We start from the raw sequence: 23172 nt of genomic DNA on the forward strand, positions 1-23172 counted from the left end.
TGATTGAGCGAGTCCCATGAGCGAAACATCCCCCCTGATCAAAAAATCCCTGGTCGACCAGGCCCTGGAGCAACTGCGCAAACGCATCAACAACGGTGTCTGGCGGGTCGGCCAGCGCTTGCCCACCGAACCGGAACTGGCCCAAGAACTGGGCATCAGCCGCAATACGGTGCGCGAAGCCATGCGGGTGCTGGCGTTCTCCGGACTGATCGAGATCCGCCAGGGCGATGGCAGTTACCTGCGGGCGGTGGCCGATCCACTGGACATGCTCCAGGCGCTGTCGCAGTGCTCTCTGGAACAGGCCCGGGAAACCCGGCAGATCCTCGAAGTGGAGGCGGTCGGCCTGGCGGCCCTGCGTCGCACCGACGAGGACCTGCAGGACTTGAAGCAAGCCTTGCAGGCCAGCAGCGGGCATTTTCATGGCGACCTGGAAAGTTACATCGCCTGCGACCTGGTGTTTCACCAGCGCCTGGTGGATGCCGCCCACAACCCGACCCTCAGCCAGCTGTACCGCTACTTCTCCAGTGTGGTCGGCGCGCAGTTGCGCCAGACCTTGACCCAGGCTCCGCGTCGCCAGGACGTCTTCGATCTCCATCAGCACCTGCTGGATGCCATCGAACAGGGCGACCCCGAGCGGGCCAAGAAGCTGTCCCGCCAGTTGATCAACGAATCCTGAATCCGAGACCTTCATGTCCAATCACCAGGTACCCCCGAATACCCCGCCTGCTCCTCGGCGTCCTGCCGAGCTCGAAGAGCTGCTGATCGACGCCGAGGCCGATGACGAGGAGCTTCAGCATGCCCCGCCCGCGGTACGTCGGCCCTGGCTGTTGCTGCTGGGGCTGATCCTGGTGGCGCTGAACCTGCGTCCGGCGCTGTCGAGCATGGCGCCGTTGCTCAGTGACGTATCCCAGAGCCTGGGCCTGTCGGCGGCCAAGGCGGGGTTGCTGACCACGCTGCCGGTGTTGTGCCTGGGTTTGTTCGCGCCTTTGGCGCCGCTGCTGGCCCGGCGTTTTGGTGCCGAGCGGGTGGTGCTGGGGATTCTCCTGACCCTGGCCCTGGGCATTGTGCTGCGCAGCTCCCTGGGGGAGTTCGGGGTCTTTGCCGGGAGCATCCTGGCCGGCGCCAGCATCGGCGTGATCGGCGTGCTGCTGCCGGGCATCGTCAAACGCGACTTTGCCCGGCATGCGGGCACCATGACCGGGGTCTACACCATGGCCCTGTGCCTGGGCGCGGCGCTGGCGGCCGGGGCCACGGTGCCCTTGAGCCAGCATTTCGGCAACAGCTGGGCCATGGGGCTGGGCTTCTGGGTCGTGCCGGCGCTGGCGGCGGCGCTGTTCTGGTTGCCTCAAGTGGGGCAGAAACACGGTGCTCACCATGTCGCCTTCCGTGTGCGCGGGTTGCTGCGTGATCCGCTGGCCTGGCAGGTGACTCTGTATATGGGCCTGCAGTCCTCCCTGGCCTACATAGTGTTTGGCTGGCTGCCGTCGATCCTGATTGGCCGTGGGCTGACCCCGACCCAGGCGGGGCTGGTGCTGTCGGGCTCGGTGATGGTGCAACTGGTCAGTTCGCTGGCGACGCCCTGGCTGGCGACCCGTGGCAAGGATCAACGCCTGGCCATCGTGATGGTCATGCTGATAACCATCGGCGGCCTGCTCGGTTGTCTGTACGCACCCATCGACGATCTGTGGGGCTGGGCCATTCTCCTGGGCCTGGGGCAGGGCGGCACTTTCAGCCTGGCCCTGACCCTGATCGTCCTGCGTTCGCGGGACTCCCATGTGGCTGCCAACCTGTCGAGCATGGCCCAGGGCATCGGCTACACCCTGGCGTCCATGGGGCCGTTTGCGGTGGGGCTGGTGCACGACTGGACCGGTGGCTGGAACGCCGTGGGCTGGATCTTTGCGGTGCTGGGCAGCGGGGCGATCATCGCCGGGCTGGGCGCGGGTCGTGCGCTGTATGTGCAGGTGCAGAGCGAGAAAATCTAACGAGCCTCACTGTCGGTATTTGCCGCGCAAATGCCGATAGTCATCTCAAGGCGTGCGGATTATTGTGCTGGCATCCCTTTGCCCTTCCGGAGTCCGCCCATGAGTGATGCCCACCGCGCCCTGATCACCGAGTTCTACCAGGCCTTCCAGCGCCTCGATGCCGAGGCCATGAGCGCCTGTTATACCGAGGATGTGCTGTTCAGTGATCCGGCTTTCGGTGAATTGCGTGGACGTGACGCCGGCGACATGTGGCGCATGCTCACCAGCCGGGCCAAGGACTTTTCCCTGACCTTCGACCAGGTGCGTGCCGAGGCGAACACCGGCAGCGCGCACTGGGTGGCCACCTACCTGTTCAGCCAGACCGGCAACACCGTGGTCAATGACATTCAGGCGCGCTTCGTGTTTCGCGACGGCAAGATTTGCGAGCACCACGATCATTTCGACCTGTGGCGCTGGGCGCGTCAGGCCCTAGGGGCCAAGGGCCTGTTGCTGGGCTGGACGCCCCTGGTGAAGAACGCCGTTCGCGCCCAGGCCCGCAAAGGCCTCAAGGCCTTCCAGAGCGGTCGCTGAAAGCCATCCTCTGCTAAGATCGCGGCTTGTTATCCACAGGCCTCGATTATTCTTGTGAGCCGCCCAGATCCAACCCCCGAGATTGCCGCCGAACCGCCCGCGCCTGCCAGCAAACCCTGGTTTGTGTACCTGGTGCGCGCGGCCAATGGCGCCCTTTACTGCGGCATCAGCGATGACCCGGTGAAGCGCTTTGCCAAGCATCAGAGCGGCAAGGGCGCGCGCTTCTTTCTTTCCAGCCCGGCGGTGGCCCTGGTCTACACCGAAGCCTGCCGAGACAAGAGCGAGGCCCTGCGCCAGGAGCGGCTGATCAAGAAACTCAGGAAGAGCGCCAAGGAGTGCCTGGTGGCTTCTGCCAGTGCAATGGCATCAATCTGACTGATAGGTTCTCATCAGTTGGATCTGTAGGCCGTCCACGGATTGCGCGCTAAGCTTCAGCGCTCTCCTTCTTGTGGCGGACCCCAGCATGTCAGAGTTGATCCTGCACCATTACCCGACTTCTCCCTTCGCGGAAAAAGCCCGCTTGCTCCTGGGGTTCAAGGGCCTGTCCTGGCGCTCCGTGAAGATCTCCCCGGTCATGCCAAAACCCGACCTGACGGCCCTGACCGGCGGCTATCGCAAGACCCCGGTGTTACAGATCGGCGCGGACATCTATTGCGACACGGCCCTGATCGCGCGCCGCCTGGAGCTGGAAAAGAGCTCGCCGGCGCTGTTTCCCGAAGGCCAGGAAATGATCAGCGCGACCTTCGCCGCCTGGATCGACTCGGTGGTGTTCCAGCATGCGGTGACCCTGGTGTTCCAGCCCGAGTCGGCCGCCGTGCGCTTTGGCAAGCTACCGCCTGAAGCGGTCAAGGCCTTCATGGCCGACCGCGCCGGGCTGTTTAGTGGCGGCAGCGCCAGCCGCCTGCCTCTGGACGTGGCCAAGCATCAGTGGCCGACCATCATGGCGCGCCTGGAGCAGCAACTGCAGCGCGAGCCGGGGGACTTCCTGTTTGGCGAGCCGTCGATTGCCGATATCGCCCTGGCTCACTCGCTGTGGTTCCTCAAGGGCACGCCGGTGACCGCACCGCTGGTGGACGAGTATCCGGCGGTATCCGCCTGGTTGGCGCGGGTGCTGGGCTTTGGTCATGGCTCCTTCACCGAGATGAGTGCCGAAGAGGCCCTTGAGGTGTCGCGCAACGCTACTCCGGCGGCGCTGCCAGATGAGCAGTTCGTCGACCCCAATGGTTTTGCGGCGGGGCAACAGGTGGTGATTGCGGCGACCGACTATGGCGTCGATCCGGTGGCGGGCGAGTTGCTGTTTGCCGGTACTGAAGAGTTGATCCTGCGTCGCGAGGATCCGCGTGCCGGCCTGGTGCACGTGCACTTCCCACGCCTGGGCTTCCGCATCCAGGCGCAGTGATCGGGTAGCCGCAGGCTTGCCGGCGAAGGTGTCCACAAGATCGCTGCACGATCTGCTGACCCCTTCGCCGGCCAGCGCTGCGGCGCCCGGTCGCTACGGTTGCAGCGCCGCCATGATGGCCTCGGGATCGTAGGTGCGGATCAGGCTGCCATTCACGTCCAGGATCGGAATCCCGGCACCGCCCAGGGCGCTATAGGCCTTGCGCGCCTCGGCATCTTTCTCGATGTCGAACTCGCGGTAGGGAATGCCCTTCTGATCGAGAAAGCGCCGGGTGGCCTTGCAGTAGCCGCACCATTGGGTGGCGTAGAGCACTACCCGGGCCTGGCTGCGGATCTCTTCGCTGACCACCGCCGAAGGGTTGAACAGGCGCTCGATCTTGCCCCAGTGCTGGTAGATCACCACCACCAGCAGGATCAGCAAGAACTTCTTCAATACCCCCTGGAGCATCAGTTGCGGCGCTTGAGCTGGTCGGTCAGCTGGGTCGGCAGGCCCTTGATGATCAGGGTCCCGGCTTCTTCGTCGTACTCGATCTTCGAACCCAGCAGGTGGGCCTCGAAGCTGATGGACAAGCCTTCAGCGCGGCCGGTGAAGCGGCGGAACTGATTGAGGGTGCGTTTATCCGCAGGAATCTCCGGCGACAGCCCGTAATCCTTGTTGCGGATGTGATCGTAGAAGGCCTTGGGGCGGTCTTCGTCGATCAGTTCCGAGAGTTCTTCCAGGCCCATGGGTTCGCCGAGCTTGGCCTGGCTGCTGGCGTACTCCACCAGGGTCTTGGTCTTTTCCCGGGCCGACTCTTCCGGCAGATCCTCGCTCTCGACGAAGTCGCTGAAGGCCTTGAGCAGGGTGCGGGTTTCGCCCGGGCCGTCGACGCCTTCCTGGCAGCCGATGAAGTCGCGGAAGTACTCCGAAACCTTCTTGCCGTTCTTGCCCTTGATAAAGGAGATGTACTGCTTGGACTGCTTGTTGTTCTGCCACTCGGAGATGTTGATCCGTGCCGCCAGGTGCAACTGGCCCAGGTCCAGGTGGCGCGACGGCGTCACGTCCAGCTGGTCGGTCACCGCCACGCCTTCGCTATGGTGCAGCAGGGCGATGGCCAGGTAGTCGGTCATGCCCTGTTGATAGTGGGCAAACAGCACGTGACCGCCCACTGACAGGTTGGATTCCTCCATCAGCTTCTGCAGGTGTTCCACCGCCACCCGGCTGAAGGCGGTGAAGTCCTGGCCGCCGTCCAGGTATTCCTTCAGCCAGCCGCTGAAGGGGAAAGCGCCGGACTCGGGATGGAACAGGCCCCAGGCTTTGCCCTGTTTGGCGTTATAGCTTTCGTTGAGGTCGGCGAGCATGTTCTCGATGGCCGCGGACTCTGCCAGTTCGGAGTCTCGGGCATGCAGAACTGCGGGGCTGCCGTCGGGTTTTTTGTCGATCAGGTGGACGATGCAATGACGGATCGGCATGGGCTTCTCGGCTGATTGAAGGGGGAGGGCGGGCTCCCCGAAAAAGTGCCCAGTGTACCGCAGCCGAGGGTTCGGGCGCGGTTTGCCAGGCGATGAACGGCTCGTCGGTAACGCTTATGCATTTTTTTACCGATTTAGAGCAATAAAGCTGACCAAATGGCTAGGTAGAGGCGGATATTTCCCCGTCTGTGTGCTAGTTTTGCCCGGTCTTACGCGATGTCTCAGCGTTAAGCGTGCATTCAGCATTTGTCGGGTCGAACCAAACCCTGATTTCGGTATCTATAACCCCGATCTGTCGTGGTTGTAACCGGGGTGCCAGATTCACAAGATCTGGCTCGATGGCTGACACTGCACTCTGCAATCCAAATGAATTTGATAGGGAAGGAACACCACAATGGCTATTACTAAAGACCAACTGATCGCTGATATCGCTGAAGCTATCGACGCGCCGAAAACCACCGCGCGTAACGCTCTGGACCAACTGGCCCAGATCGTTGCTGATCAATTGGAAAATGGCGGCGAAATCACTCTGCCAGGTATCGGCAAGCTGAAAGTGACCGAGCGTCCTGCCCGTACTGGCCGTAACCCATCGACTGGCGCTGCCATCGAAATCGCTGCCAAGAAAGTTATCAAGCTGGTTGTGGCTAAAGGCCTGACCGACGCTGTTAACAAGTAATACTTGCAGTGAAACCGTGCTCAGAAGTTCTCCGGGCACGGTTTGTGTGACACCGATTCACGCAAGGTGAATCGTCATTGAATCCCCGCCTCTTTAGCTCTTCCTGACCCAACGTTCCTGGCTCCAGGCCTGTTGCTGTGCCTTGTCCTTGAAGGTCCAGGCGACGAAGCGGCTCTGTTTCTGTCCCTGGGACATCTCCACCACCTGGCTTTCCAGGGCTCCGGCCTTTTTCAGCGCGCTTTCAATCGCCGGCAGGTTCGAGGCCTTTGACACCAGTGTGCTGAACCACAGCACTTGCTGGCCGACGGCTGTGCTTTCGCTGATCAACTGGCTGACGAAGCGGATCTCGCCGCCTTCGCACCAGAGTTCCCGGGCCTGCCCACCAAAGTTCAGCACCGGCAGCTTGCGCTTGGGATCGGCCTTGCCCAGGGCTCGCCATTTGCGCTGGCTGCCGCGGGTGGCTTCATCCAGCGAGGCGTGGAACGGTGGGTTGCACATCGTCAGGTCGAAACGCTCGCCGCTTTCCAGCAGGCCGTTGAGGATCTGCTTGGGGTTGCCTTGCTGGCGCAGGTTGATGGCCTTGCTCAGGCCGTTGGCCTGGACAATCGCCTTGGCGGCGGCCAGGGCGGTGCTGTCGATGTCCGAGCCGAGGAACTGCCAGCGGTAGTCGCTGTAGCCGATCAGTGGGTAGATGCAATTGGCGCCGACCCCGACGTCCAGCACCCGCACTGCCGCACCACGGGGGATCTCACCCTGGTTGTGGCTGGCCAGCAGGTCGGCGAGGAAGTGCACGTAGTCGGCGCGACCGGGAACTGGCGGGCACAGGAAGTCCGCCGGAATGTCCCAGTGGGCAATGCCGTAGAAGGCCTTGAGCAGGGCGCGGTTGAACACCCGCACGGCGGCCGGGTCGGCGAAGTCGATACTTTCCTTGCCGTAGGGATTGAGGATCACGAACTGCCCCAGTTCCGGGGTGCTCTTGATCAGTTGCGGGAAGTCGTAACGCCCCTGGTGACGATTGCGCGGATGCAGGCTGGCCTTTTCCCGGGGCGCGGCGGTTTTGGCCGGGGAGGCGGGTTTGGGCTTTTTGCGCGCAGGCTTGCGGGTATTGGGGGCGGTCATGGGGGATCGATTCGGGGGTGGTTCAAAGTGGCGGGCATTGTCACACAGGAGCAGCGGTAAGTTTCAAGCGGTGAGCGACAAGTGATGGACGCGTACCTCCTTGGCGCATGAGACAACGCGCATAAAAAAGGGAGGCCGTTGCCGGCCTCCCTCTTTCACATCGCGCGAATCGCCGTTACAGGCTGGAAATCCGTGCGTGCTGTTCCGCCAGCTTGCCCAGGGCCTGTTCGGCCTCGGCCAGTTTGGCGCGTTCCTTCTCGATCACTTCCGCTGGCGCCTTGTCGACGAAGGAGGCGTTGGACAGCTTGCCGCCCACCCGCTGCACTTCGCCTTGCAGGCGCTGGATTTCCTTGTCCAGGCGGGCCAGCTCCGCACCCTTGTCGATCAGGCCGGCCATTGGCACCAGTACTTCCATCTCGCCCACCAGGGCGGTGGCGGACAGCGGCGCTTCGTCGCCGGCGCCCAGTACGGTGATGGATTCGAGCTTGGCCAGCTTCTTCAGCAAGGCTTCGTTCTCGGTCAGGCGACGCTGGTCTTCGGCACCGGCGTTCTTCAGGAACAGGGCCAGGGGCTTGCCCGGACCGATGTTCATTTCCGCGCGAATGTTGCGTGTGCCGAGCATCAGGCCCTTGAGCCATTCGATGTCGTCTTCGGCGGCCTGGTCGATGCGGGCTTCGTTAGCCACCGGCCAGGGTTGCAGCATGATGGTCTTGCCTTCCGCGCCCGCCAGCGGCGCCAGGCGCTGCCAGATCTCTTCGGTGATGAATGGCATGAACGGATGCGCCAGGCGCAGGGCCACTTCCAGTACCCGCACCAGGGTGCGGCGGGTGCCGCGCTGGCGTTCGACCGGCGAGTTTTCGTCCCACAGCACCGGCTTGGACAGCTCCAGGTACCAGTCGCAGTACTGGTTCCAGATGAACTCGTACAGGGCCTGGGCGGCCAGGTCGAAACGGAACTGGTCGAGCTGGCGGGTGACTTCGGCTTCGGTGCGCTGCAGTTGCGAGATGATCCAGCGGTCCGCCAGGGACAGCTCGTAGGCCTCGCCGTTCTGGCCGCAGTCCTCGCCCTTGTCCAGCACGTAGCGCGCGGCGTTCCAGATCTTGTTGCAGAAGTTGCGGTAGCCCTCGACGCGGCCCATGTCGAACTTGATGTCGCGGCCGGTGGTGGCCAGGGAGCAGAAGGTGAAGCGCAGGGCGTCGGTGCCGTAGCTGGCGATGCCGTCGGCGAATTCGGCGCGGGTCTGCTTCTCGATGGCTTTCTGCAGTTTTGGCTGCATCAGGCCGGTGGTGCGCTTCTGCACCAGGGTTTCGAGGTCGATGCCGTCGATGATGTCCAGCGGGTCGAGGACGTTGCCCTTGGACTTGGACATCTTCTGGCCCTGGCCGTCGCGGACCAGGCCGTGCACGTACACGGTCTTGAACGGAACCTGCGGCGTGCCGTCTTCGTTTTTCACCAGGTGCATGGTGAGCATGATCATCCGGGCGACCCAGAAGAAAATGATGTCGAAGCCGGTGACCAGTACGTCGGTCGGGTGGAAGGTCTTGAGGAACTCGGTCTGCTCCGGCCAGCCCAGGGTGGAGAAGGTCCACAGGCCCGAGCTGAACCAGGTGTCGAGCACGTCGTTGTCCTGCTGCAGGGCAACGTCCGGACCGAGGTTGTGCTTGGCGCGCACTTGTGCTTCGTCGCGGCCGACATAGACCTTGCCGGATTCGTCGTACCAGGCCGGAATCCGGTGGCCCCACCACAGCTGGCGGCTGATGCACCAGTCCTGGATGTCGCGCATCCAGGAGAAGTACATGTTCTCGTACTGCTTGGGCACGAAGGCGATGCGGCCGTCTTCCACGGCGGCGATGGCAGGTTCTGCCAGGGGCTTGGTGGAGACGTACCACTGGTCGGTGAGCCACGGCTCGATGACGGTACCGGAGCGGTCGCCCTTCGGCACTTTCAGGGCGTGGTCGTCGACGCTGACCAGCAGGCCGGCGGCGTCGAAGGCGGCGACGATCTGCTTGCGCGCTTCGAAGCGGTCAAGGCCGACGTATTCGGCCGGGATCTTGCCGTCGATGGTTTCGTTGAGGCTGCCGTCCAGGTTGAACACCTGGCAGGCCGGCAACACGGCGGCGTTCTTGTCGAAGATGTTGAGCAGCGGCAGGTTGTGGCGCTTGCCGACTTCGTAGTCGTTGAAATCGTGGGCCGGGGTGATCTTCACGCAGCCGGTGCCGAATTCAGGATCGCAGTAGTCGTCGGCGATGATCGGGATGCGGCGGCCGACCAGCGGCAGTTCGACGAACTTGCCGATCAGGGCCTTGTAACGCTCGTCTTCGGGGTTCACCGCGACGGCCGAGTCGCCGAGCATGGTTTCCGGACGGGTGGTGGCGACGATCAGGTAGTCGTTGCCTTCAGCGGTCTTGGCGCCGTCGGCCAGTGGGTACTTGAGGTTCCACAGGAAGCCTTTCTCGTCGTGGTTTTCCACTTCCAGATCGGAAATCGCCGTGTGCAGCTTGGTATCCCAGTTCACCAGGCGCTTGCCGCGGTAGATCAGGCCGTCTTCGTGCAGGCGCACGAAGGCTTCCTTGACCGCTTCCGACAGGCCGTCGTCCATGGTGAAGCGCTCGCGGCTCCAGTCCACGGAGGAGCCCAGGCGGCGGATCTGGCGGCTGATGTTGCCCCCGGACTGATCCTTCCATTCCCAGACTTTTTCGAGGAATTTTTCCCGGCCCAGGTCGTGACGATTCTGGCCTTGGGCTTCGATCTGGCGCTCCACCAGCATCTGCGTGGCGATACCGGCGTGGTCGGTGCCCGGCTGCCAGAGGGTGTTGCGACCCTGCATGCGGCGGAAGCGGATCAGGGCGTCCATGATCGCGTTGTTGAAGCCGTGGCCCATGTGCAGGCTGCCGGTGACGTTCGGCGGCGGGATCATGATGGTGTAGGAGTCGCCCGCGCCTTGCGGGGCGAAGTAGTTCTCGGACTCCCAGGTCTGGTACCAGGAAGTTTCAATGGCGTGCGGCTGGTAGGTCTTATCCATGCGCGGCGGGACCCTATTGGCATTTATTCAGGAAAAGCCGGGAAGTATAGCGGAGGGGGGCAGCAGCAAGCCACAAGCGACAAGCGACAAGATGGCCATGCCCGGCTTTTGCGTGTGGCTTATGGTTTGCCGTTGGTGGCTGCTGCGAGCAGGCGTTCCAGGCGGGCGTCGAGGCGGCGCTTGATCTCGGTTTCGATGTGCGGGGCGAAGTCGTCGATCACGTCTTGCATGATCAATTGCGCGGCGGCGCGCAACTCGGTGTCCAGATGCAGCAGGGCGTCGGCGCTGTTGCTGGCGGCTGCGGCTGCGGGTTTGGCTGCCGGCGTTGACGCGGGAGCTGGGGGCGGAGCAGGGGTGGGTGCGGGTGCTGCGACTTGAGCCGGGGCCGGCGCAGGTTGCGGTTTGGCTGGCGCTGCCGGGGCGGTTTCGGTTGTGGCCGGTTGCTGGCTGCCTACCATGTCGAACAGCAGGGGGATTTGCACTTCACTGCTCACGGTTTCGGTCAGCAGCGGTGGTTGCAGGTTGTCATCACCGAGCAGTTTGCGGATCGACTCGAGGTCGTCCAGCAGATGCGCGGGCTTTTGCAGCGGGTTGGGAGTGTCCATCGGGTGCTCAGAGTCGCTGTAAACGGTGATCTTGCAGAGGATAGCCCTGTTCGCGATAGAAACGGAAACTCTCGCGGGCAGCCTGACGAATAGTCGGGTCTTCCACCACGACCTCGGCAATTCGGGCAAAACGCGGGGCGAAGGCCGGTACTTTCAGGTCCAGGTTCACCAGCAGGTCGTTGTGTTCGCCGGGGTCCTGGCCCAGGCCAAGCACGATCAAGCCTTCGGGTTGGCTTTCCGCCGGGCCGTGGGGAACGAAGGTTTCGCCCTTGAAGCGCCACAGGCGGGCATCGAGTTCATCCCGTTGTGCGGCATCGCTGCAATGCAGGTAGATGCGATGGCCCATGCGCCAGGCCTTGTCGGTGAGCTTGCAGGCAAAATCCAGGCGCGCCGCAGGGTCCGCGCTGGGAAGGATATAAAAGTCGACTTTGGTCATTGGGGTTCCTGAGCCGGAGAGGGCGCCGCCTTCAAGCGGCACCCTCCGCGGTCATGGTTTTCAGGCTTTGGCGCGGTCCAGCAGGTATTGGGTCAGCAGGGGCACGGGACGGCCGGTGGCGCCCTTGTCCTTGCCGCCGCTGGTCCAGGCGGTGCCGGCGATATCCAGGTGCGCCCAGTTCAGGTTCTTGGTGAAGCGCGACAGGAAGCAGGCGGCGGTGATGGTGCCGGCCTTGGGTCCGCCGATGTTGGCGATGTCGGCGAACGGGCTGTCCAACTGCTCCTGGTACTCGTCGAACAGCGGCAGTTGCCAGGCACGGTCGTCGGCTTGCCGGCCGGCGCTGAGCAGTTGCTCGATCAGTTCGTCGTTGTTGCCCAGCAGGCCCGAAGTGTGGGCGCCCAGGGCCACGATGCAGGCACCGGTGAGGGTGGCGATGTCGATCACGGCCTGAGGCTTGAAGCGTTCGGCGTAGGTCAGGGCGTCACACAGCACCAGACGGCCTTCGGCGTCGGTGTTGAGGATTTCCACGGTCTGGCCGCTCATGGTGGTGACGATGTCGCCAGGACGGGAAGCACCGCCGCTGGGCATGTTCTCGGCGCAGGCGAGGATGCACACCAGGTTGATCGGCAGCTTGAGCTCCAGCACCGCACGCAGGGTGCCGAACACGCTGGCGGCACCGCCCATGTCGTATTTCATCTCATCCATGCCGGCGCCGGGCTTGAGGCTGATGCCGCCGGTGTCGAAGGTGATGCCCTTGCCCACCAGGGCAAACGGCTTCTCGGACTTCTTGCCGCCGTTGTACTGCATGACGATCAGGCGTGGTGGCTGGTCGCTGCCCTGGCCCACGGCATAGAACGAGCCCATGCCCAGTTCCTTGATCTTCTTCTCGTCGAGGACTTCGACTTTCAGGCCCTTGAATTCTTTACCCAGGGCCTTGGCTTGTTCGCCGAGGAAGGTCGGGTGGCAGACGTTCGGCGGCAGGTTGCCCAGGTCGCGAGTGAAGGCCATGCCCTTGGCGATGGCCTGGGCGTGGGTCACGCCACGCTGGACTTGTGCCTCGGCGGCCTTGATGGTCAGCAGGGTGATTTTCTTCAGAGCGCGAGGTTCGGCCTTCTGGCTCTTGTAGCGGTCGAAGACATAGCCACCGTCCACCAGGGTTTCCGCCAGCAGGCGGGTCTTGCCGTAGCTGTCGCGGCCCTTGACCACGACTTCGTCCAGAGCCAGCGCGGCGTCGCTGCCGCCCAGGCCCTTGAGCGTGCTCAGTACGCCACTGATGATCTTGCGGAACGAGCGGTCGCCCAGTTCGCCATCCTTGCCGGTGCCGACCAGCAGCACGCGTTCGGCCTTGAGCTTGGCTACGCCGTGCAGCAGCAGGCTCTGACCGACCTTGCCGGCCAGGTCGCCGCGCTTGAGCACGGCGCTGATGGCGCCGCCGCTGAGTTCGTCGAGTTGCTGGGCGACGCTGCCGAGCTTGCGGTCTTCGCCGATGGCGACCACCAGGGTGGCGGTCTTCAACGTTTCCGGGCTAACGCTTTTTACAACCAGTTCCATGTCCGGGTCCCTGAATGAATGGTCTAAGAGCGCAGGAAAGACTCCGGCGCGGGGCTTATCTATATAGAAGAAGGCGTCGCCTGCTGGCGACGACAAAGCCGCCAGTTTGAACCTCGCCGGTCGCGGCTGACAACCCTCGTATCGGCCAAGTTCGCCGCTTCAGAGCGCCGCAAGAGCATCCTCCGTGACAGGCGCGCGCAATCACAGGATAATGCGCCATCTTTTTCGGCGGCCCTGCATTTTGGGGCCGGCTCGATACGTTTGCTTGTTCGGCCGCCTTAGCCTGACAACCCTGGAGTGTCTGGTTTGATCGTCTTTCGTTATCTATCCCGCGAAATCCTGCTGACCCTGAGTGCCGTAAGTGCGGTGCTGCTGGTCATCATCATGAGCGGGCGCTTCGTCAAGTTCCTCGCTCAAGCCGCCTCGGGCGCTCTGGACCCGGGCTCGCTGTTCCTGATCATGGGTTTTCGTCTGCCGGGCTTCCTGCAACTGATCCTGCCTCTGGGGCTGTTCCTCGGCATTCTTCTGGCTTATGGCCGGCTTTATCTCGAAAGCGAGATGACCGTGTTGTCCGCGACCGGCATGAGCCAGCAGCGCCTGCTGGGCATGACCATGATTCCGGCCGCCCTGGTGGCGCTGGTGGTGGCGTGGCTGAGTCTGAGCCTGGCGCCGCAGGGGGCCAACCAGTTCCAGTTGCTGCTGAACAAACAGGATGCCCTGACCGAGTTCGACACCCTGGTGGCCGGACGCTTTCAGGCGCTCAACGACGGCAGCCGAGTGACTTACACCGAGCAGTTGTCGGAAGACCGGACCAATCTTTCCGGGGTGTTCATCTCCGAGAAACGCCTGAATCAGGAAAAGAAGGACCAGGGCATCTCGGTGCTGGTGGCCGAGAAGGGCCATCAGGACATCCGGCCCGACGGCAATCGCTACCTGATCCTGGAAAACGGCTACCGCTATGACGGCAACCCGGGCGAGGCCAACTATCGGGTGATCAAGTACGACACCTATGGCGTGCTGCTGCAGCGTCCGGATGTCAGTGACGAGGTCACCGATCGCGATGCCATGCCGACCCGCGACCTGATCGGCAAGGACGACCTGCGGGCCCGTGCCGAACTGCAATGGCGCCTGTCCCTGCCGTTGCTGGTATTTATCGTGACCCTGATGGCGGTGCCGCTGTCCCGGGTCAATCCACGCCAGGGCCGCTTCCTCAAGCTGATCCCGGCCATTCTGCTGTACATGGCGTACCTGACCATCCTGATCGCGGTGCGCGGTGCCCTGGAGAAAGGCAAGATCTCGCCTGTCCTGGGGCTGTGGTGGGTCCACCTGCTGTTCCTGGCCATTGGCCTGGGCTTGATGTACTGGGAACCGATGCGGTTGAAAATGGCGAGTCGTCGCAGCATGAAGGAGATGGCTCGTGGTTAAGCTCGATCGCTACATCGGTAGCAGTGTGTTCATGGCCATTCTCGCGGTCCTGGGAATCATCCTCGGGCTGGCCTCGCTGTTTGCCTTCATCGATGAGATGGGCAGCGTCAGCGATACCTACACCGTGATGGACGTGATGAGCTACGTCGTCCTCACCGCTCCGCGCCGGGTCTACGAGATGCTGCCGATGGCGGCTCTGATCGGCTGTCTGATCGGCCTGGGCTCTTTGGCCAGCAACAGCGAACTGACCATCATGCGCGCCGCCGGTGTTTCCGTCGGTCGTATCGTCTGGGCGGTCATGAAGCCCATGCTGGTGCTGATGCTGGTGGGTGTGCTGGTGGGCGAGTATGTAGCGCCGGCCACCGAGACTCAGGCCCAGGCCAGTCGCGCCCTGGCACAGGGTTCCGGCGATGCCCAGAGCTCCAAGCACGGCCTGTGGCACCGTCAGGGCGAGGAGTTCATCCACATCAACGCCGTGCAACCCAATGGCTTGCTGTATGGCGTGACTCGCTACCACTTCGATGACAATCACCACATGCTGTCGTCGAGCTTCGCCCGCCAGGCGCGCTTCCACGAGAACTACTGGCAGTTGACGGATGTCACCACCACCTATTTCCGTGAAGGGCACACCGAAGTCATCAGCGTGCCCGACGAGCGTTGGGACGTGGCCCTGAGCCCACAGCTGCTGAGCACTGTGGTGATGGCGCCGGAGTCGCTGTCGATCAGCGGTCTGTGGGGCTATATCCATTACCTGGCGGACCAGGGGCTGAACAACGGTCGCTACTGGCTGGCGTTCTGGGTCAAGGTCCTGCAGCCCCTGGTGACGGCGGCCCTGGTCTTGATGGCGATTTCCTTCATCTTCGGCCCGCTGCGTTCGGTGACCCTCGGTCAGCGCGTGTTCACCGGTGTGCTGGTGGGGTTCACATTCCGCATCGCCCAGGACCTGCTGGGGCCTTCGAGCCTGGTTTTTGGCTTCTCGCCGCTGTTTGCAGTGCTGGTGCCGGCAGGCATCTGCGCCATTGCCGGCTTCTGGCTGCTGCGCCGGGCCGGTTGATTTCGCGGTTCTGCCAGGTTTCAAGCGCAACGCCCCGGTCCTTGGATCGGGGCGTTTTTGCATTTGACAAACGCTGACAGGCGAGCGTGACGCTCGTGCCGAGTATCAGGTACAATTCCCGGCTATTTTTCGGCGGGCCATGCCTGCAGCCTTTTTGAGTGTTCATCCGTGAGTGATTTGAGTCATATCCGCAATTTCTCCATCATCGCCCACATTGACCATGGCAAGTCGACTCTGGCCGATCGCTTCATCCAGATGTGCGGCGGCCTGGCCGATCGCGAAATGGAAGCCCAGGTTCTGGACTCCATGGATCTTGAACGTGAGCGCGGGATCACCATCAAGGCCCACAGTGTCACCCTCTATTACAAAGCCCGCGATGGCATTACCTACCAGCTGAACTTCATCGATACCCCGGGCCACGTGGACTTCACCTATGAAGTCAGTCGCTCCCTGGCGGCCTGTGAAGGCGCGCTGCTGGTGGTGGATGCCGGCCAGGGCGTTGAAGCCCAGTCGGTAGCCAACTGCTACACCGCCATCGAACAGGGCCTGGAAGTGATGCCGGTGCTGAACAAGATCGACCTGCCACAGGCCGATCCGGAGCGGGTCAAGGAAGAGATCGAGAAGATCATCGGTATCGATGCCACCGACGCCGTGACCTGCAGCGCCAAGACCGGCCTGGGCGTGGACGAGGTGCTCGAGCGCCTGGTGGCCACCATTCCGGCGCCGACCGGCAATATCGAAGACCCGCTGCAAGCGCTGATCATCGACTCCTGGTTCGACAACTACCTGGGCGTCGTGTCCCTGGTGCGTGTGCGTCACGGCCGGGTGAAGAAAGGCGACAAGATCCTGGTGAAATCCACCGGCAAGATCCACCTGGTGGACAGCGTCGGTGTATTCAACCCGAAACACACCGCCACTGCCGACCTCAAGGCCGGTGAAGTGGGCTTCATCATCGCCGGTATCAAGGACATTCACGGGGCACCGGTGGGTGACACCCTGACCTTGAGTTCGACCCCGGACGTGGAAGTGCTGCCGGGCTTCAAGCGCATCCAGCCGCAGGTCTATGCCGGCCTGTTCCCGGTCAGCTCCGATGACTTCGAGGATTTCCGCGAAGCGTTGCAGAAGCTCACCCTCAACGACTCGTCGCTGCAGTACACCCCGGAAAGCTCCGACGCCCTGGGCTTCGGCTTCCGTTGCGGGTTCCTCGGCATGCTGCACATGGAGATCATCCAGGAGCGCCTGGAGCGCGAATACGACCTGGACCTGATCACCACCGCGCCGACGGTGATCTTCGAGCTGCTGCTCAAGACCGGCGAAACCATCTATGTCGACAACCCGTCCAAGCTTCCGGACCTGTCGTCGATCGAAGACATGCGCGAGCCGATCGTGCGGGCCAATATCCTTGTGCCGCAAGAGCACCTGGGCAACGTCATAACCCTGTGCATCGAGAAACGCGGTGTGCAGCATGACATGCTGTTCCTGGGCAGCCAGGTCCAGGTGACCTACGATCTGCCGATGAACGAAGTGGTACTGGATTTCTTCGATCGCCTGAAGTCCACCAGCCGTGGCTATGCATCGCTGGATTACCACTTCGATCGCTACCAGTCAGCTAATCTGGTCAAGCTGGATGTATTGATCAACGGCGACAAGGTCGATGCCCTGGCATTGATCGTGCACCGTGACAACGCCCACTACAAAGGGCGTGCGTTGACCGAGAAGATGAAAGATCTGATTCCTCGACAGATGTTTGACGTGGCAATCCAGGCCGCCATCGGCGGGCAGATTGTGGCGCGGACAACCGTCAAGGCCCTCAGAAAGAACGTACTGGCCAAATGCTACGGCGGCGACGTCAGCCGTAAGCGCAAGCTGTTGGAAAAGCAGAAGGCCGGTAAGAAACGCATGAAGCAAGTGGGCAACGTGGAAATTCCACAGGAAGCCTTCCTTGCCGTGCTCAGGTTGGATAGTTAGGTCCTATGTCACTAAATTTCCCGCTGTTGCTGGTCATCGCTGTCTTCGTATGCGGTTTCTTGGCGTTGCTCGACCTGGTGTTTCTCGCACCGCGTCGACGCGCGGCCATCGCCAACTATCAGGGCAGCGTCAGCCAGCCGGATGGGCTGGTGGTCGAGAAGCTGAACAAGGAACCGCTGCTGGTTGAATACGGCAAGTCGTTCTTTCCGGTGTTGTTCATTGTCCTGGTGCTGCGTTCGTTCCTGGTGGAACCGTTCCAGATTCCGTCGGGCTCGATGAAGCCGACCCTGGATGTGGGCGACTTCATCCTGGTGAACAAGTTTTCCTACGGGATCCGCTTGCCGGTGATCGACAAGAAAGTCATCGAGATCGGTGATCCGCAACGCGGCGATGTGATGGTGTTCCGCTACCCAAGCGACCCCAACGTCAACTACATCAAGCGTGTAGTGGGCCTGCCGGGGGATGAAGTGCGCTACACCAGCGACAAGCATCTGTTCGTCAACGGCCAGCCGGTGGCAGAGCAGTTGGTCGGCGCTGAGCCCGGCACCCTGGGCAGTGCTGAGCTGTACAAGGAGAAACTCGGTGCCGCCGAACACTTGATCCGCAAGGAAATGAGCCGCTATCGGGCCACTCCGGACGGTCGTTGGGTGGTTCCCGCCGGGCACTACTTCATGATGGGCGACAACCGCGACAACTCCAACGACAGTCGCTACTGGGACGATCCGAGTATTCCCAAAGACCTGCTGGGCATGGTTCCCGACAAGAATATCGTCGGCAAGGCCTTCGCAGTCTGGATGAGCTGGCCCGAACCGAAACTCAGCCACCTGCCGAATTTCTCGCGGGTTGGCCTGATCAAGTAATCACACACGGCGCTGTTGAACACAGCGCCGAATGCTTTTCTGGCTCTTGTATAAAACGGCGTGCCTTCGGGTCATCCGTAACAGCCTTATCGCCAGAAGCATGCAGTCAACGATATTCAGGATGTGGATTTGAACACAGCGTTAATTGCCACCCGCACTTCGTGCGCGGCCCCTAGGATGGCGAGTTTCGGCAACGAAATCAGTGTGGGTAAACCGTGAGCGTTTCTTTGAGCCGTCTCGAGCGTCAGCTCGGCTATTCCTTCAAGGACCAGGAACTGATGCTCCTGGCTCTCACTCACCGCAGCTTTGCCGGACGCAACAACGAGCGCCTGGAGTTTCTCGGTGACGCCATTCTCAACTTCGTCGCCGGCGAGGCGTTGTTCGAGCGTTTCCCGCAGGCCCGCGAAGGCCAGCTGTCGCGTTTGCGCGCGCGCCTGGTGAAGGGTGAAACCCTGGCGGTACTGGCTCGCGGCTTCGACCTGGGCGAATACCTGCGCCTGGGCTCCGGCGAATTGAAGAGTGGCGGTTTCCGTCGCGAATCGATCCTGGCCGATGCCCTGGAAGCCCTGATTGGTGCGATCTACCTGGACGCCGGCATGGAAACCGCCCGCGATCGCGTGCTGTCCTGGCTGGCCTCGGAGTTCGAGAGCCTGACCCTGGTGGACACCAACAAGGACCCCAAGACCCGGCTGCAGGAGTTCCTCCAGTCCCGTGCCTGCGAACTGCCGCGCTATGAAGTGGTGGATATCCAGGGCGAACCGCACTGCCGGACATTCTTCGTTGAATGTGAAGTCACCTTATTGAATGAAAAAAGCCGAGGTCAGGGTGTGAGCCGTCGCATTGCCGAACAGGTAGCGGCCGCCGCAGCACTGATTGCCCTGGGCGTGGAGAATGGCCATGACTGATTCAACCGCAACACGCTGTGGCTATGTCGCCATCGTCGGCCGCCCCAACGTGGGCAAGTCGACGCTGCTCAACCACATCCTCGGCCAGAAGCTGGCGATCACCTCGCGCAAGCCTCAGACCACTCGCCACAACATGCTCGGGATCAAGACCGAAGGCGCCATCCAGGCGATCTACGTCGACACCCCCGGCATGCACAAGAGCAACGAGAAGGCGCTGAACCGCTACATGAACAAGACCGCTTCGGCGGCCTTGAAAGACGTCGATGTGGTAATCTTCGTGGTCGACCGCACCAAGTGGACCGATGAGGACCAACTGGTGCTGGAGCGTGTGCAGTACGTTCAGGGGCCGGTGATCCTGGCGATCAACAAGACCGATCGCATTGAGGACAAGGCCGAGCTGATGCCGCACCTGACCTGGCTGCAGGAGCAACTGCCGAACGCCGAGATCGTGCCGGTTTCCGCCCAGCAGGGGCATAACCTCGAAGCCCTGGAAGGCCTGATCGCCAAGCACCTGCCGGAGAACGACCACTTCTTCCCGGAAGACCAGATCACCGATCGCAGCAGTCGCTTCCTGGCTGCCGAACTGGTACGCGAGAAGATCATGCGCCAGCTGGGTGCCGAGCTGCCGTACCAGATCACCGTGGAAATCGAAGAGTTCAAGCAGCAGGGCAAGACCCTGCACATTCATGCCTTGATCCTCGTCGAGCGCGATGGGCAGAAGAAAATCATCATTGGCGACAAGGGTGAGCGGATCAAGCGCATCGGCATGGAAGCGCGCAAGGACATGGAGCTGCTGTTCGACTCCAAGGTCATGCTCAACCTCTGGGTCAAGGTCAAGGGCGGCTGGTCCGACGACGAGCGCGCCTTGCGCTCCCTGGGCTACGGCGACCTCTGAACCTTTCGCCGGCAAGCCGGCTCCTGCAACACCCTGTAGGAGCCGGCTTGCCGGCGAACAGCTTCACCTCCTTCTCCGGACCCGGTTCCCTCTCTGCCCCTGAGATCCCCCGCAACCATGTCCAGCAACGCCCCAGTCGGCCAGCTCGCCTACGTCCTGCACAGCCGCGCCTACCGTGAAAGCAGCGCCCTGGTGGATTTCCTCACCCCTCAAGGCCGCCTGCGCGCCGTATTGCGCAATGCCCGGGGCAAGGCCGGTACCCTGGCACGCCCCTTCGTGCCTCTGGAAGTCGAGTTTCGCGGTCGCGGCGAGTTGAAGAACGTCGGGCGCATGGAAAGTGCCGGCATCGCCGCCTGGCTCAATGGCGAAGCCTTGTTCAGTGGCCTGTACCTGAATGAGTTGCTGATCCGCCTGCTGCCGGCGGAAGATCCGCATCCGGCGGTGTTCGACCACTATGCCGCCACGTTGCTGGCCCTGGCCGAAGGTCGGCCCCTGGAGCCCCTGCTGCGGGCGTTCGAATGGCGGCTGCTGGACGACCTGGGCTATGGCTTTGCCCTGGACCGCGATATCCATGGCGCGCCCATCGTTGCCGATTGTCTGTATCGCCTGCAGGTGGATGCCGGACTGGAGCAGGTCTTCCTGCTGCAACCGGGCCTGTTCAATGGCATCGAGCTGTTGGCCATGGCCGAGGCCGACTGGAGCGCTCCCGGTGCCTTGTCGGCGGCCAAGCGCCTGATGCGCCAGGCCCTGGCCGTGCACCTGGGCGGGCGGCCCCTGGTCAGTCGCGAGCTGTTTCGCAAGCCCTAGGCGCACTTGCCGCTCATCCGTCGGCGGTGACCGGCCACTTGCAGCGCTCATTCTGCGTTCGCGCAAATGGCAACGGACCCTGTTCTCCCCGTATGCTGTGCGCCGAATTTTCATTTATCCAGGAGCGCTTCCGTGACCACCAGCAATCGCATTCTTCTCGGCGTGAACATCGATCACGTTGCCACCCTGCGTCAGGCCCGCGGCACTCGTTACCCTGACCCGGTCAAGGCCGCTCTGGATGCGGAAGAGGCGGGTGCCGACGGCATCACCGTGCACCTGCGCGAAGACCGCCGGCACATTCAGGAACGCGACGTGCTGCTGCTCAAGGACGTGCTGCAGACCCGCATGAACTTCGAGATGGGCGTCACCGAAGAGATGATGGCGTTTGCCGAGCGCATTCGCCCGGCGCATATCTGCCTGGTGCCGGAAACCCGTCAGGAGCTGACCACCGAAGGCGGTCTTGACGTGGCCGGGCAGGAAGCACGGATCAAGGCGGCGGTGGAGCGCTTGTCGAAAATCGGTTCCGAAGTGTCGCTGTTCATCGACGCCGACGAGCGTCAGATCGAGGCCTCCAAACGCGTTGGCGCGCCGGCCATCGAGCTGCACACAGGGCGTTATGCCGATGCCCAGACGCCAAGCGAAGTGGCCGACGAGCTGCAGCGCATCGTCGACGGGGTTGCCGTGGGCCTGGCCCAGGGACTGATCGTCAATGCCGGCCACGGCCTGCATTACCACAACGTTGAAGCGGTGGCAGCGATCAAGGGCATCAATGAGCTGAACATCGGCCATGCCCTGGTGGCGCATGCCCTGTTCGTCGGTTTCAAGGGGGCGGTAGCCGAGATGAAAGCGCTGATCCTGGCGGCTGCCGCCAAGGCCTGAGTGCTCTTCGCCGGCAAGCTGATTCCTGCAACCTCTGTAGGAGCCGGCTTGCCGGCGAAGGAAGGCTCTTAGAGCGGCGGATTGTCTTCCGGCGGCTTGGTCTTGTTGACCCCGGGCACGTGCAGGTTGCCCTCGGCGACCTGATCGCCTTCCAACTGCGGCTGGGTCACCCAGGTCAGGATGTCGTAGTAGCGCCGGATGTTGGCGACGAAGTGCACCGGCTCGCCGCCCCGGGCGTAGCCATAGCGGGTCTTGCTGTACCACTGCTTCTGCGACAGCCGTGGCAGCATCTTCTTCACATCCAGCCATTTGTTCGGGTTCAGGCCTTCCCTTTCCGCCAGCTTGCGGGCGTCGTCCAGGTGGCCGGTGCCGACGTTGTAGGCGGCGAGGGCGAACCAGGTGCGATCCGGTTCCTCGATCTTGTCGTCCAGCTGTTCCTTGATATAGGCCAGGTACTTGGCCCCGCCACTGATGCTCTGCTTGGGGTCCAGGCGGTTGGACACGCCCATGGCCTGGGCGGTGTTCTGGGTCAGCATCATCAGCCCGCGCACCCCGGTCTTGGAGGTGACCTCGGCCTGCCACATGGACTCCTGGTAGCCCACCGCCGCCAGCAGGCGCCAGTCGAGCTTCTCCTGCTTGGCCGAATTCTTGAAGTGCTTCTCGTACTTGGGCAGGCGCTGCTGCAGGTGTTGGGCGAAGGTGTAGGCGCCGACATAGCCGAGCACGTCCACATGGCCGTAATAGCGGTCCTTGAGGCGTTGCAGGGTGCCGTTCTTCTCCACCTTGTCGAGGAAGCCGTTGATTTCGTTGAGCAGGCTGTTGTCGTCGCCGGCGGCTACCGCCCAGCTCTGGCTGCGGGCGTCCCCCAGGTCGAAGGCGACCCGCACATTGGGGAAGTACACCTGGTTCATCGCCAGTTCGTTGGAGTCCACCAGGGTCAGGTCGATCTGGCCTTCGTCCACCATGCGCAGCAGGTCGACGACCTCGACGGCGTCCGACTCTTCGTACTCGATGCCGGGGTACTTGAGCTTGAGTTGTGCCAGTTGTTCGGCGTGGCTGCTGCCCTTGAGCACCATGATGTGCTTGCCCACCAGGTTTTGCGCGCTGGTAGGGCGGGACTGGCCATTGCGATAGATGATCTGCGGGGTGACTTCCAGGTAAGGATGGGAAAACCGCACCTGCTGCTTGCGCTGCTCGCTGCTCACCAGGCCGGCGGCAGCCAGCACCGGGCCTTTGGGCTGGCCCAACTGGTTGTACAGGTCGTCGAGGTTGTCGGCGGTTTCGATCTTCAGCTCCACGCCCAGATCGTCGGCAAAGCGCTTCACCAGCTCGTATTCGAAGCCGGTTTCGCCGTTGCGGTCCTGAAAGTAGGTGGCAGGGCTGTTACGGGTGATCACCCGCAGCACACCATCCTCCTTTACACGCTCAAGGGTGCTGGGTTTTTCAACGCAGGCGCCGAGCATCAGGAAGAGTCCGGTTACGATGAGCCACTTGGCGCAGCGCGGACGTAAAGCCATAGGGGAAAACATTGGCGCAGTATACGCAAAGGATAACGGCCGCCATATCTC

22 protein-coding genes are annotated in these 23172 nt (G+C 62.5%); 14 read left to right on the plus strand and 8 right to left on the minus strand.

Going from position 1 to position 23172, the window contains the following annotated elements:
- Window positions 1-16: 16 nt before the first annotated feature.
- From DNK59_RS04970 to DNK59_RS04990, 5 genes are all read left to right on the plus strand, one after another.
- On the plus strand, window positions 17-676 hold the full coding sequence (locus DNK59_RS04970) for a FadR/GntR family transcriptional regulator (RefSeq protein WP_110722460.1): 660 nt from the start codon (window positions 17-19) through the stop codon (window positions 674-676).
- Between the two features lie 13 nt (window positions 677-689).
- The gene (locus tag DNK59_RS04975; protein WP_110722461.1) at window positions 690-1982 is read left to right on the plus strand and encodes an MFS transporter; all 1293 of its coding nucleotides are present in this window, start codon (window positions 690-692) and stop codon (window positions 1980-1982) included.
- Between the two features lie 99 nt (window positions 1983-2081).
- Window positions 2082-2552, plus strand: a complete 471-nt coding sequence (locus DNK59_RS04980; RefSeq protein WP_110722462.1) for a nuclear transport factor 2 family protein — start codon at window positions 2082-2084, stop codon at window positions 2550-2552.
- Window positions 2553-2606: 54 nt separating this feature from the next.
- On the plus strand, window positions 2607-2927 hold the full coding sequence (locus DNK59_RS04985; protein ID WP_110722463.1) for a GIY-YIG nuclease family protein: 321 nt from the start codon (window positions 2607-2609) through the stop codon (window positions 2925-2927).
- An 88-nt stretch (window positions 2928-3015) separates the two neighbouring features.
- A complete protein-coding gene (locus DNK59_RS04990) occupies window positions 3016-3951 on the plus strand; it encodes a glutathione S-transferase family protein (protein WP_110722464.1) in 936 nt (311 codons plus the stop codon).
- A gap of 93 nt (window positions 3952-4044) precedes the next feature.
- Here DNK59_RS04990 and DNK59_RS04995 read toward each other — a convergent pair whose 3' ends face one another.
- Both DNK59_RS04995 and yejK read right to left on the minus strand, forming a co-directional pair.
- On the minus strand, window positions 4045-4398 hold the full coding sequence (locus DNK59_RS04995; RefSeq protein WP_110722465.1) for a glutaredoxin family protein: 354 nt from the start codon (window positions 4396-4398) through the stop codon (window positions 4045-4047).
- A complete protein-coding gene (yejK, locus tag DNK59_RS05000; RefSeq protein WP_092319840.1) occupies window positions 4398-5402 on the minus strand; it encodes a nucleoid-associated protein YejK in 1005 nt (334 codons plus the stop codon). Before yejK ends, DNK59_RS04995 begins: the two co-directional genes overlap by 1 nt.
- A gap of 394 nt (window positions 5403-5796) precedes the next feature.
- Here yejK and DNK59_RS05005 point away from each other — a divergent pair, with 394 nt between their 5' ends.
- Complete coding sequence (locus tag DNK59_RS05005; RefSeq protein WP_003440137.1) at window positions 5797-6078, plus strand: HU family DNA-binding protein; 282 nt, start codon at window positions 5797-5799, stop codon at window positions 6076-6078.
- 93 nt (window positions 6079-6171) lie between these two features.
- Here DNK59_RS05005 and rlmF read toward each other — a convergent pair whose 3' ends face one another.
- From rlmF to DNK59_RS05030, 5 genes are all read right to left on the minus strand, one after another.
- Window positions 6172-7197: a 23S rRNA (adenine(1618)-N(6))-methyltransferase RlmF gene (rlmF, locus tag DNK59_RS05010; protein ID WP_110722466.1), complete on the minus strand. Its 1026-nt coding sequence runs from the start codon at window positions 7195-7197 to the stop codon at window positions 6172-6174.
- Window positions 7198-7372: 175 nt separating this feature from the next.
- Window positions 7373-10219, minus strand: coding sequence for a valine--tRNA ligase (locus tag DNK59_RS05015; protein ID WP_110722467.1), 2847 nt, complete (start codon window positions 10217-10219; stop codon window positions 7373-7375).
- A 119-nt stretch (window positions 10220-10338) separates the two neighbouring features.
- Window positions 10339-10824, minus strand: a complete 486-nt coding sequence (locus tag DNK59_RS05020; protein ID WP_110722468.1) for a DNA polymerase III subunit chi — start codon at window positions 10822-10824, stop codon at window positions 10339-10341.
- A gap of 7 nt (window positions 10825-10831) precedes the next feature.
- Window positions 10832-11260 carry a DNA polymerase III subunit chi gene (locus DNK59_RS05025; protein WP_092319848.1) on the minus strand — a complete coding sequence of 143 codons (429 nt, stop codon included), beginning with the start codon at window positions 11258-11260 and terminating at the stop codon, window positions 10832-10834.
- Window positions 11261-11320: 60 nt separating this feature from the next.
- Window positions 11321-12811 carry a leucyl aminopeptidase gene (locus tag DNK59_RS05030; protein ID WP_110722469.1) on the minus strand — a complete coding sequence of 497 codons (1491 nt, stop codon included), beginning with the start codon at window positions 12809-12811 and terminating at the stop codon, window positions 11321-11323.
- A 306-nt stretch (window positions 12812-13117) separates the two neighbouring features.
- Between DNK59_RS05030 and lptF the strand changes: the two genes are divergently transcribed.
- The 8 genes from lptF (at window position 13118) to pdxJ (ending at window position 21604) form a co-directional block, all read left to right on the plus strand.
- Window positions 13118-14236 (plus strand): LPS export ABC transporter permease LptF, encoded by a 1119-nt coding sequence (gene lptF / locus DNK59_RS05035; protein WP_110722470.1) that lies wholly within the window; start codon window positions 13118-13120, stop codon window positions 14234-14236.
- Complete coding sequence (gene lptG / locus DNK59_RS05040) at window positions 14229-15290, plus strand: LPS export ABC transporter permease LptG (protein ID WP_092319854.1); 1062 nt, start codon at window positions 14229-14231, stop codon at window positions 15288-15290. The genes lptF and lptG overlap by 8 nt, the downstream gene beginning before the upstream one ends.
- Window positions 15291-15458: 168 nt before the next feature.
- Window positions 15459-17258 (plus strand): translation elongation factor 4, encoded by a 1800-nt coding sequence (gene lepA / locus DNK59_RS05045; RefSeq protein WP_092319856.1) that lies wholly within the window; start codon window positions 15459-15461, stop codon window positions 17256-17258.
- 5 nt (window positions 17259-17263) lie between these two features.
- Window positions 17264-18118 (plus strand): signal peptidase I, encoded by an 855-nt coding sequence (gene lepB / locus DNK59_RS05050; RefSeq protein WP_060837668.1) that lies wholly within the window; start codon window positions 17264-17266, stop codon window positions 18116-18118.
- Window positions 18119-18333: 215 nt separating this feature from the next.
- The gene (gene rnc, locus DNK59_RS05055) at window positions 18334-19023 is read left to right on the plus strand and encodes a ribonuclease III (protein ID WP_011059421.1); all 690 of its coding nucleotides are present in this window, start codon (window positions 18334-18336) and stop codon (window positions 19021-19023) included.
- Window positions 19016-19918, plus strand: a complete 903-nt coding sequence (era, locus tag DNK59_RS05060) for a GTPase Era (protein WP_019094760.1) — start codon at window positions 19016-19018, stop codon at window positions 19916-19918. Before rnc ends, era begins: the two co-directional genes overlap by 8 nt.
- Before the next feature lie 117 nt (window positions 19919-20035).
- Window positions 20036-20725 (plus strand): DNA repair protein RecO, encoded by a 690-nt coding sequence (recO, locus tag DNK59_RS05065; RefSeq protein WP_110722471.1) that lies wholly within the window; start codon window positions 20036-20038, stop codon window positions 20723-20725.
- Window positions 20726-20857: 132 nt separating this feature from the next.
- Window positions 20858-21604: a pyridoxine 5'-phosphate synthase gene (gene pdxJ / locus DNK59_RS05070; RefSeq protein ID WP_060842554.1), complete on the plus strand. Its 747-nt coding sequence runs from the start codon at window positions 20858-20860 to the stop codon at window positions 21602-21604.
- Window positions 21605-21672: 68 nt separating this feature from the next.
- Here the strand turns inward: pdxJ and mltF are convergent, their stop codons facing one another.
- Entirely contained in the window at window positions 21673-23133 is a 1461-nt protein-coding gene (mltF, locus tag DNK59_RS05075; protein ID WP_092319860.1) for a membrane-bound lytic murein transglycosylase MltF, read from the minus strand.
- Window positions 23134-23172: the final 39 nt, after the last annotated feature.

Source organism: Pseudomonas sp. TKO26 (assembly GCF_003225665.1).
Taxonomy (GTDB): Bacteria; Pseudomonadota; Gammaproteobacteria; order Pseudomonadales; family Pseudomonadaceae; genus Aquipseudomonas; species Aquipseudomonas saponiphila.

What these genes read in the sequence shown, in the direction of transcription:
- DNK59_RS04970 (WP_110722460.1), top strand. Translation starts at nt 17, where the DNA reads ATGAGCGAAACATCCCCCCTGATCAAAAAATCCCTGGTCGACCAGGCC.
- DNK59_RS04975 (WP_110722461.1), top strand. Translation starts at nt 690, where the DNA reads ATGTCCAATCACCAGGTACCCCCGAATACCCCGCCTGCTCCTCGGCGT.
- DNK59_RS04980 (WP_110722462.1), top strand. Translation starts at nt 2,082, where the DNA reads ATGAGTGATGCCCACCGCGCCCTGATCACCGAGTTCTACCAGGCCTTC.
- DNK59_RS04990 (WP_110722464.1), top strand. Translation starts at nt 3,016, where the DNA reads ATGTCAGAGTTGATCCTGCACCATTACCCGACTTCTCCCTTCGCGGAA.
- DNK59_RS04995 (WP_110722465.1), bottom strand. Translation starts at nt 4,398, where the DNA reads ATGCTCCAGGGGGTATTGAAGAAGTTCTTGCTGATCCTGCTGGTGGTG.
- yejK (WP_092319840.1), bottom strand. Translation starts at nt 5,402, where the DNA reads ATGCCGATCCGTCATTGCATCGTCCACCTGATCGACAAAAAACCCGAC.
- DNK59_RS05005 (WP_003440137.1), top strand. Translation starts at nt 5,797, where the DNA reads ATGGCTATTACTAAAGACCAACTGATCGCTGATATCGCTGAAGCTATC.
- rlmF (WP_110722466.1), bottom strand. Translation starts at nt 7,197, where the DNA reads ATGACCGCCCCCAATACCCGCAAGCCTGCGCGCAAAAAGCCCAAACCC.
- DNK59_RS05015 (WP_110722467.1), bottom strand. Translation starts at nt 10,219, where the DNA reads ATGGATAAGACCTACCAGCCGCACGCCATTGAAACTTCCTGGTACCAG.
- DNK59_RS05020 (WP_110722468.1), bottom strand. Translation starts at nt 10,824, where the DNA reads ATGGACACTCCCAACCCGCTGCAAAAGCCCGCGCATCTGCTGGACGAC.
- DNK59_RS05025 (WP_092319848.1), bottom strand. Translation starts at nt 11,260, where the DNA reads ATGACCAAAGTCGACTTTTATATCCTTCCCAGCGCGGACCCTGCGGCG.
- DNK59_RS05030 (WP_110722469.1), bottom strand. Translation starts at nt 12,811, where the DNA reads ATGGAACTGGTTGTAAAAAGCGTTAGCCCGGAAACGTTGAAGACCGCC.
- lepB (WP_060837668.1), top strand. Translation starts at nt 17,264, where the DNA reads ATGTCACTAAATTTCCCGCTGTTGCTGGTCATCGCTGTCTTCGTATGC.
- era (WP_019094760.1), top strand. Translation starts at nt 19,016, where the DNA reads ATGACTGATTCAACCGCAACACGCTGTGGCTATGTCGCCATCGTCGGC.
- recO (WP_110722471.1), top strand. Translation starts at nt 20,036, where the DNA reads ATGTCCAGCAACGCCCCAGTCGGCCAGCTCGCCTACGTCCTGCACAGC.
- mltF (WP_092319860.1), bottom strand. Translation starts at nt 23,133, where the DNA reads ATGTTTTCCCCTATGGCTTTACGTCCGCGCTGCGCCAAGTGGCTCATC.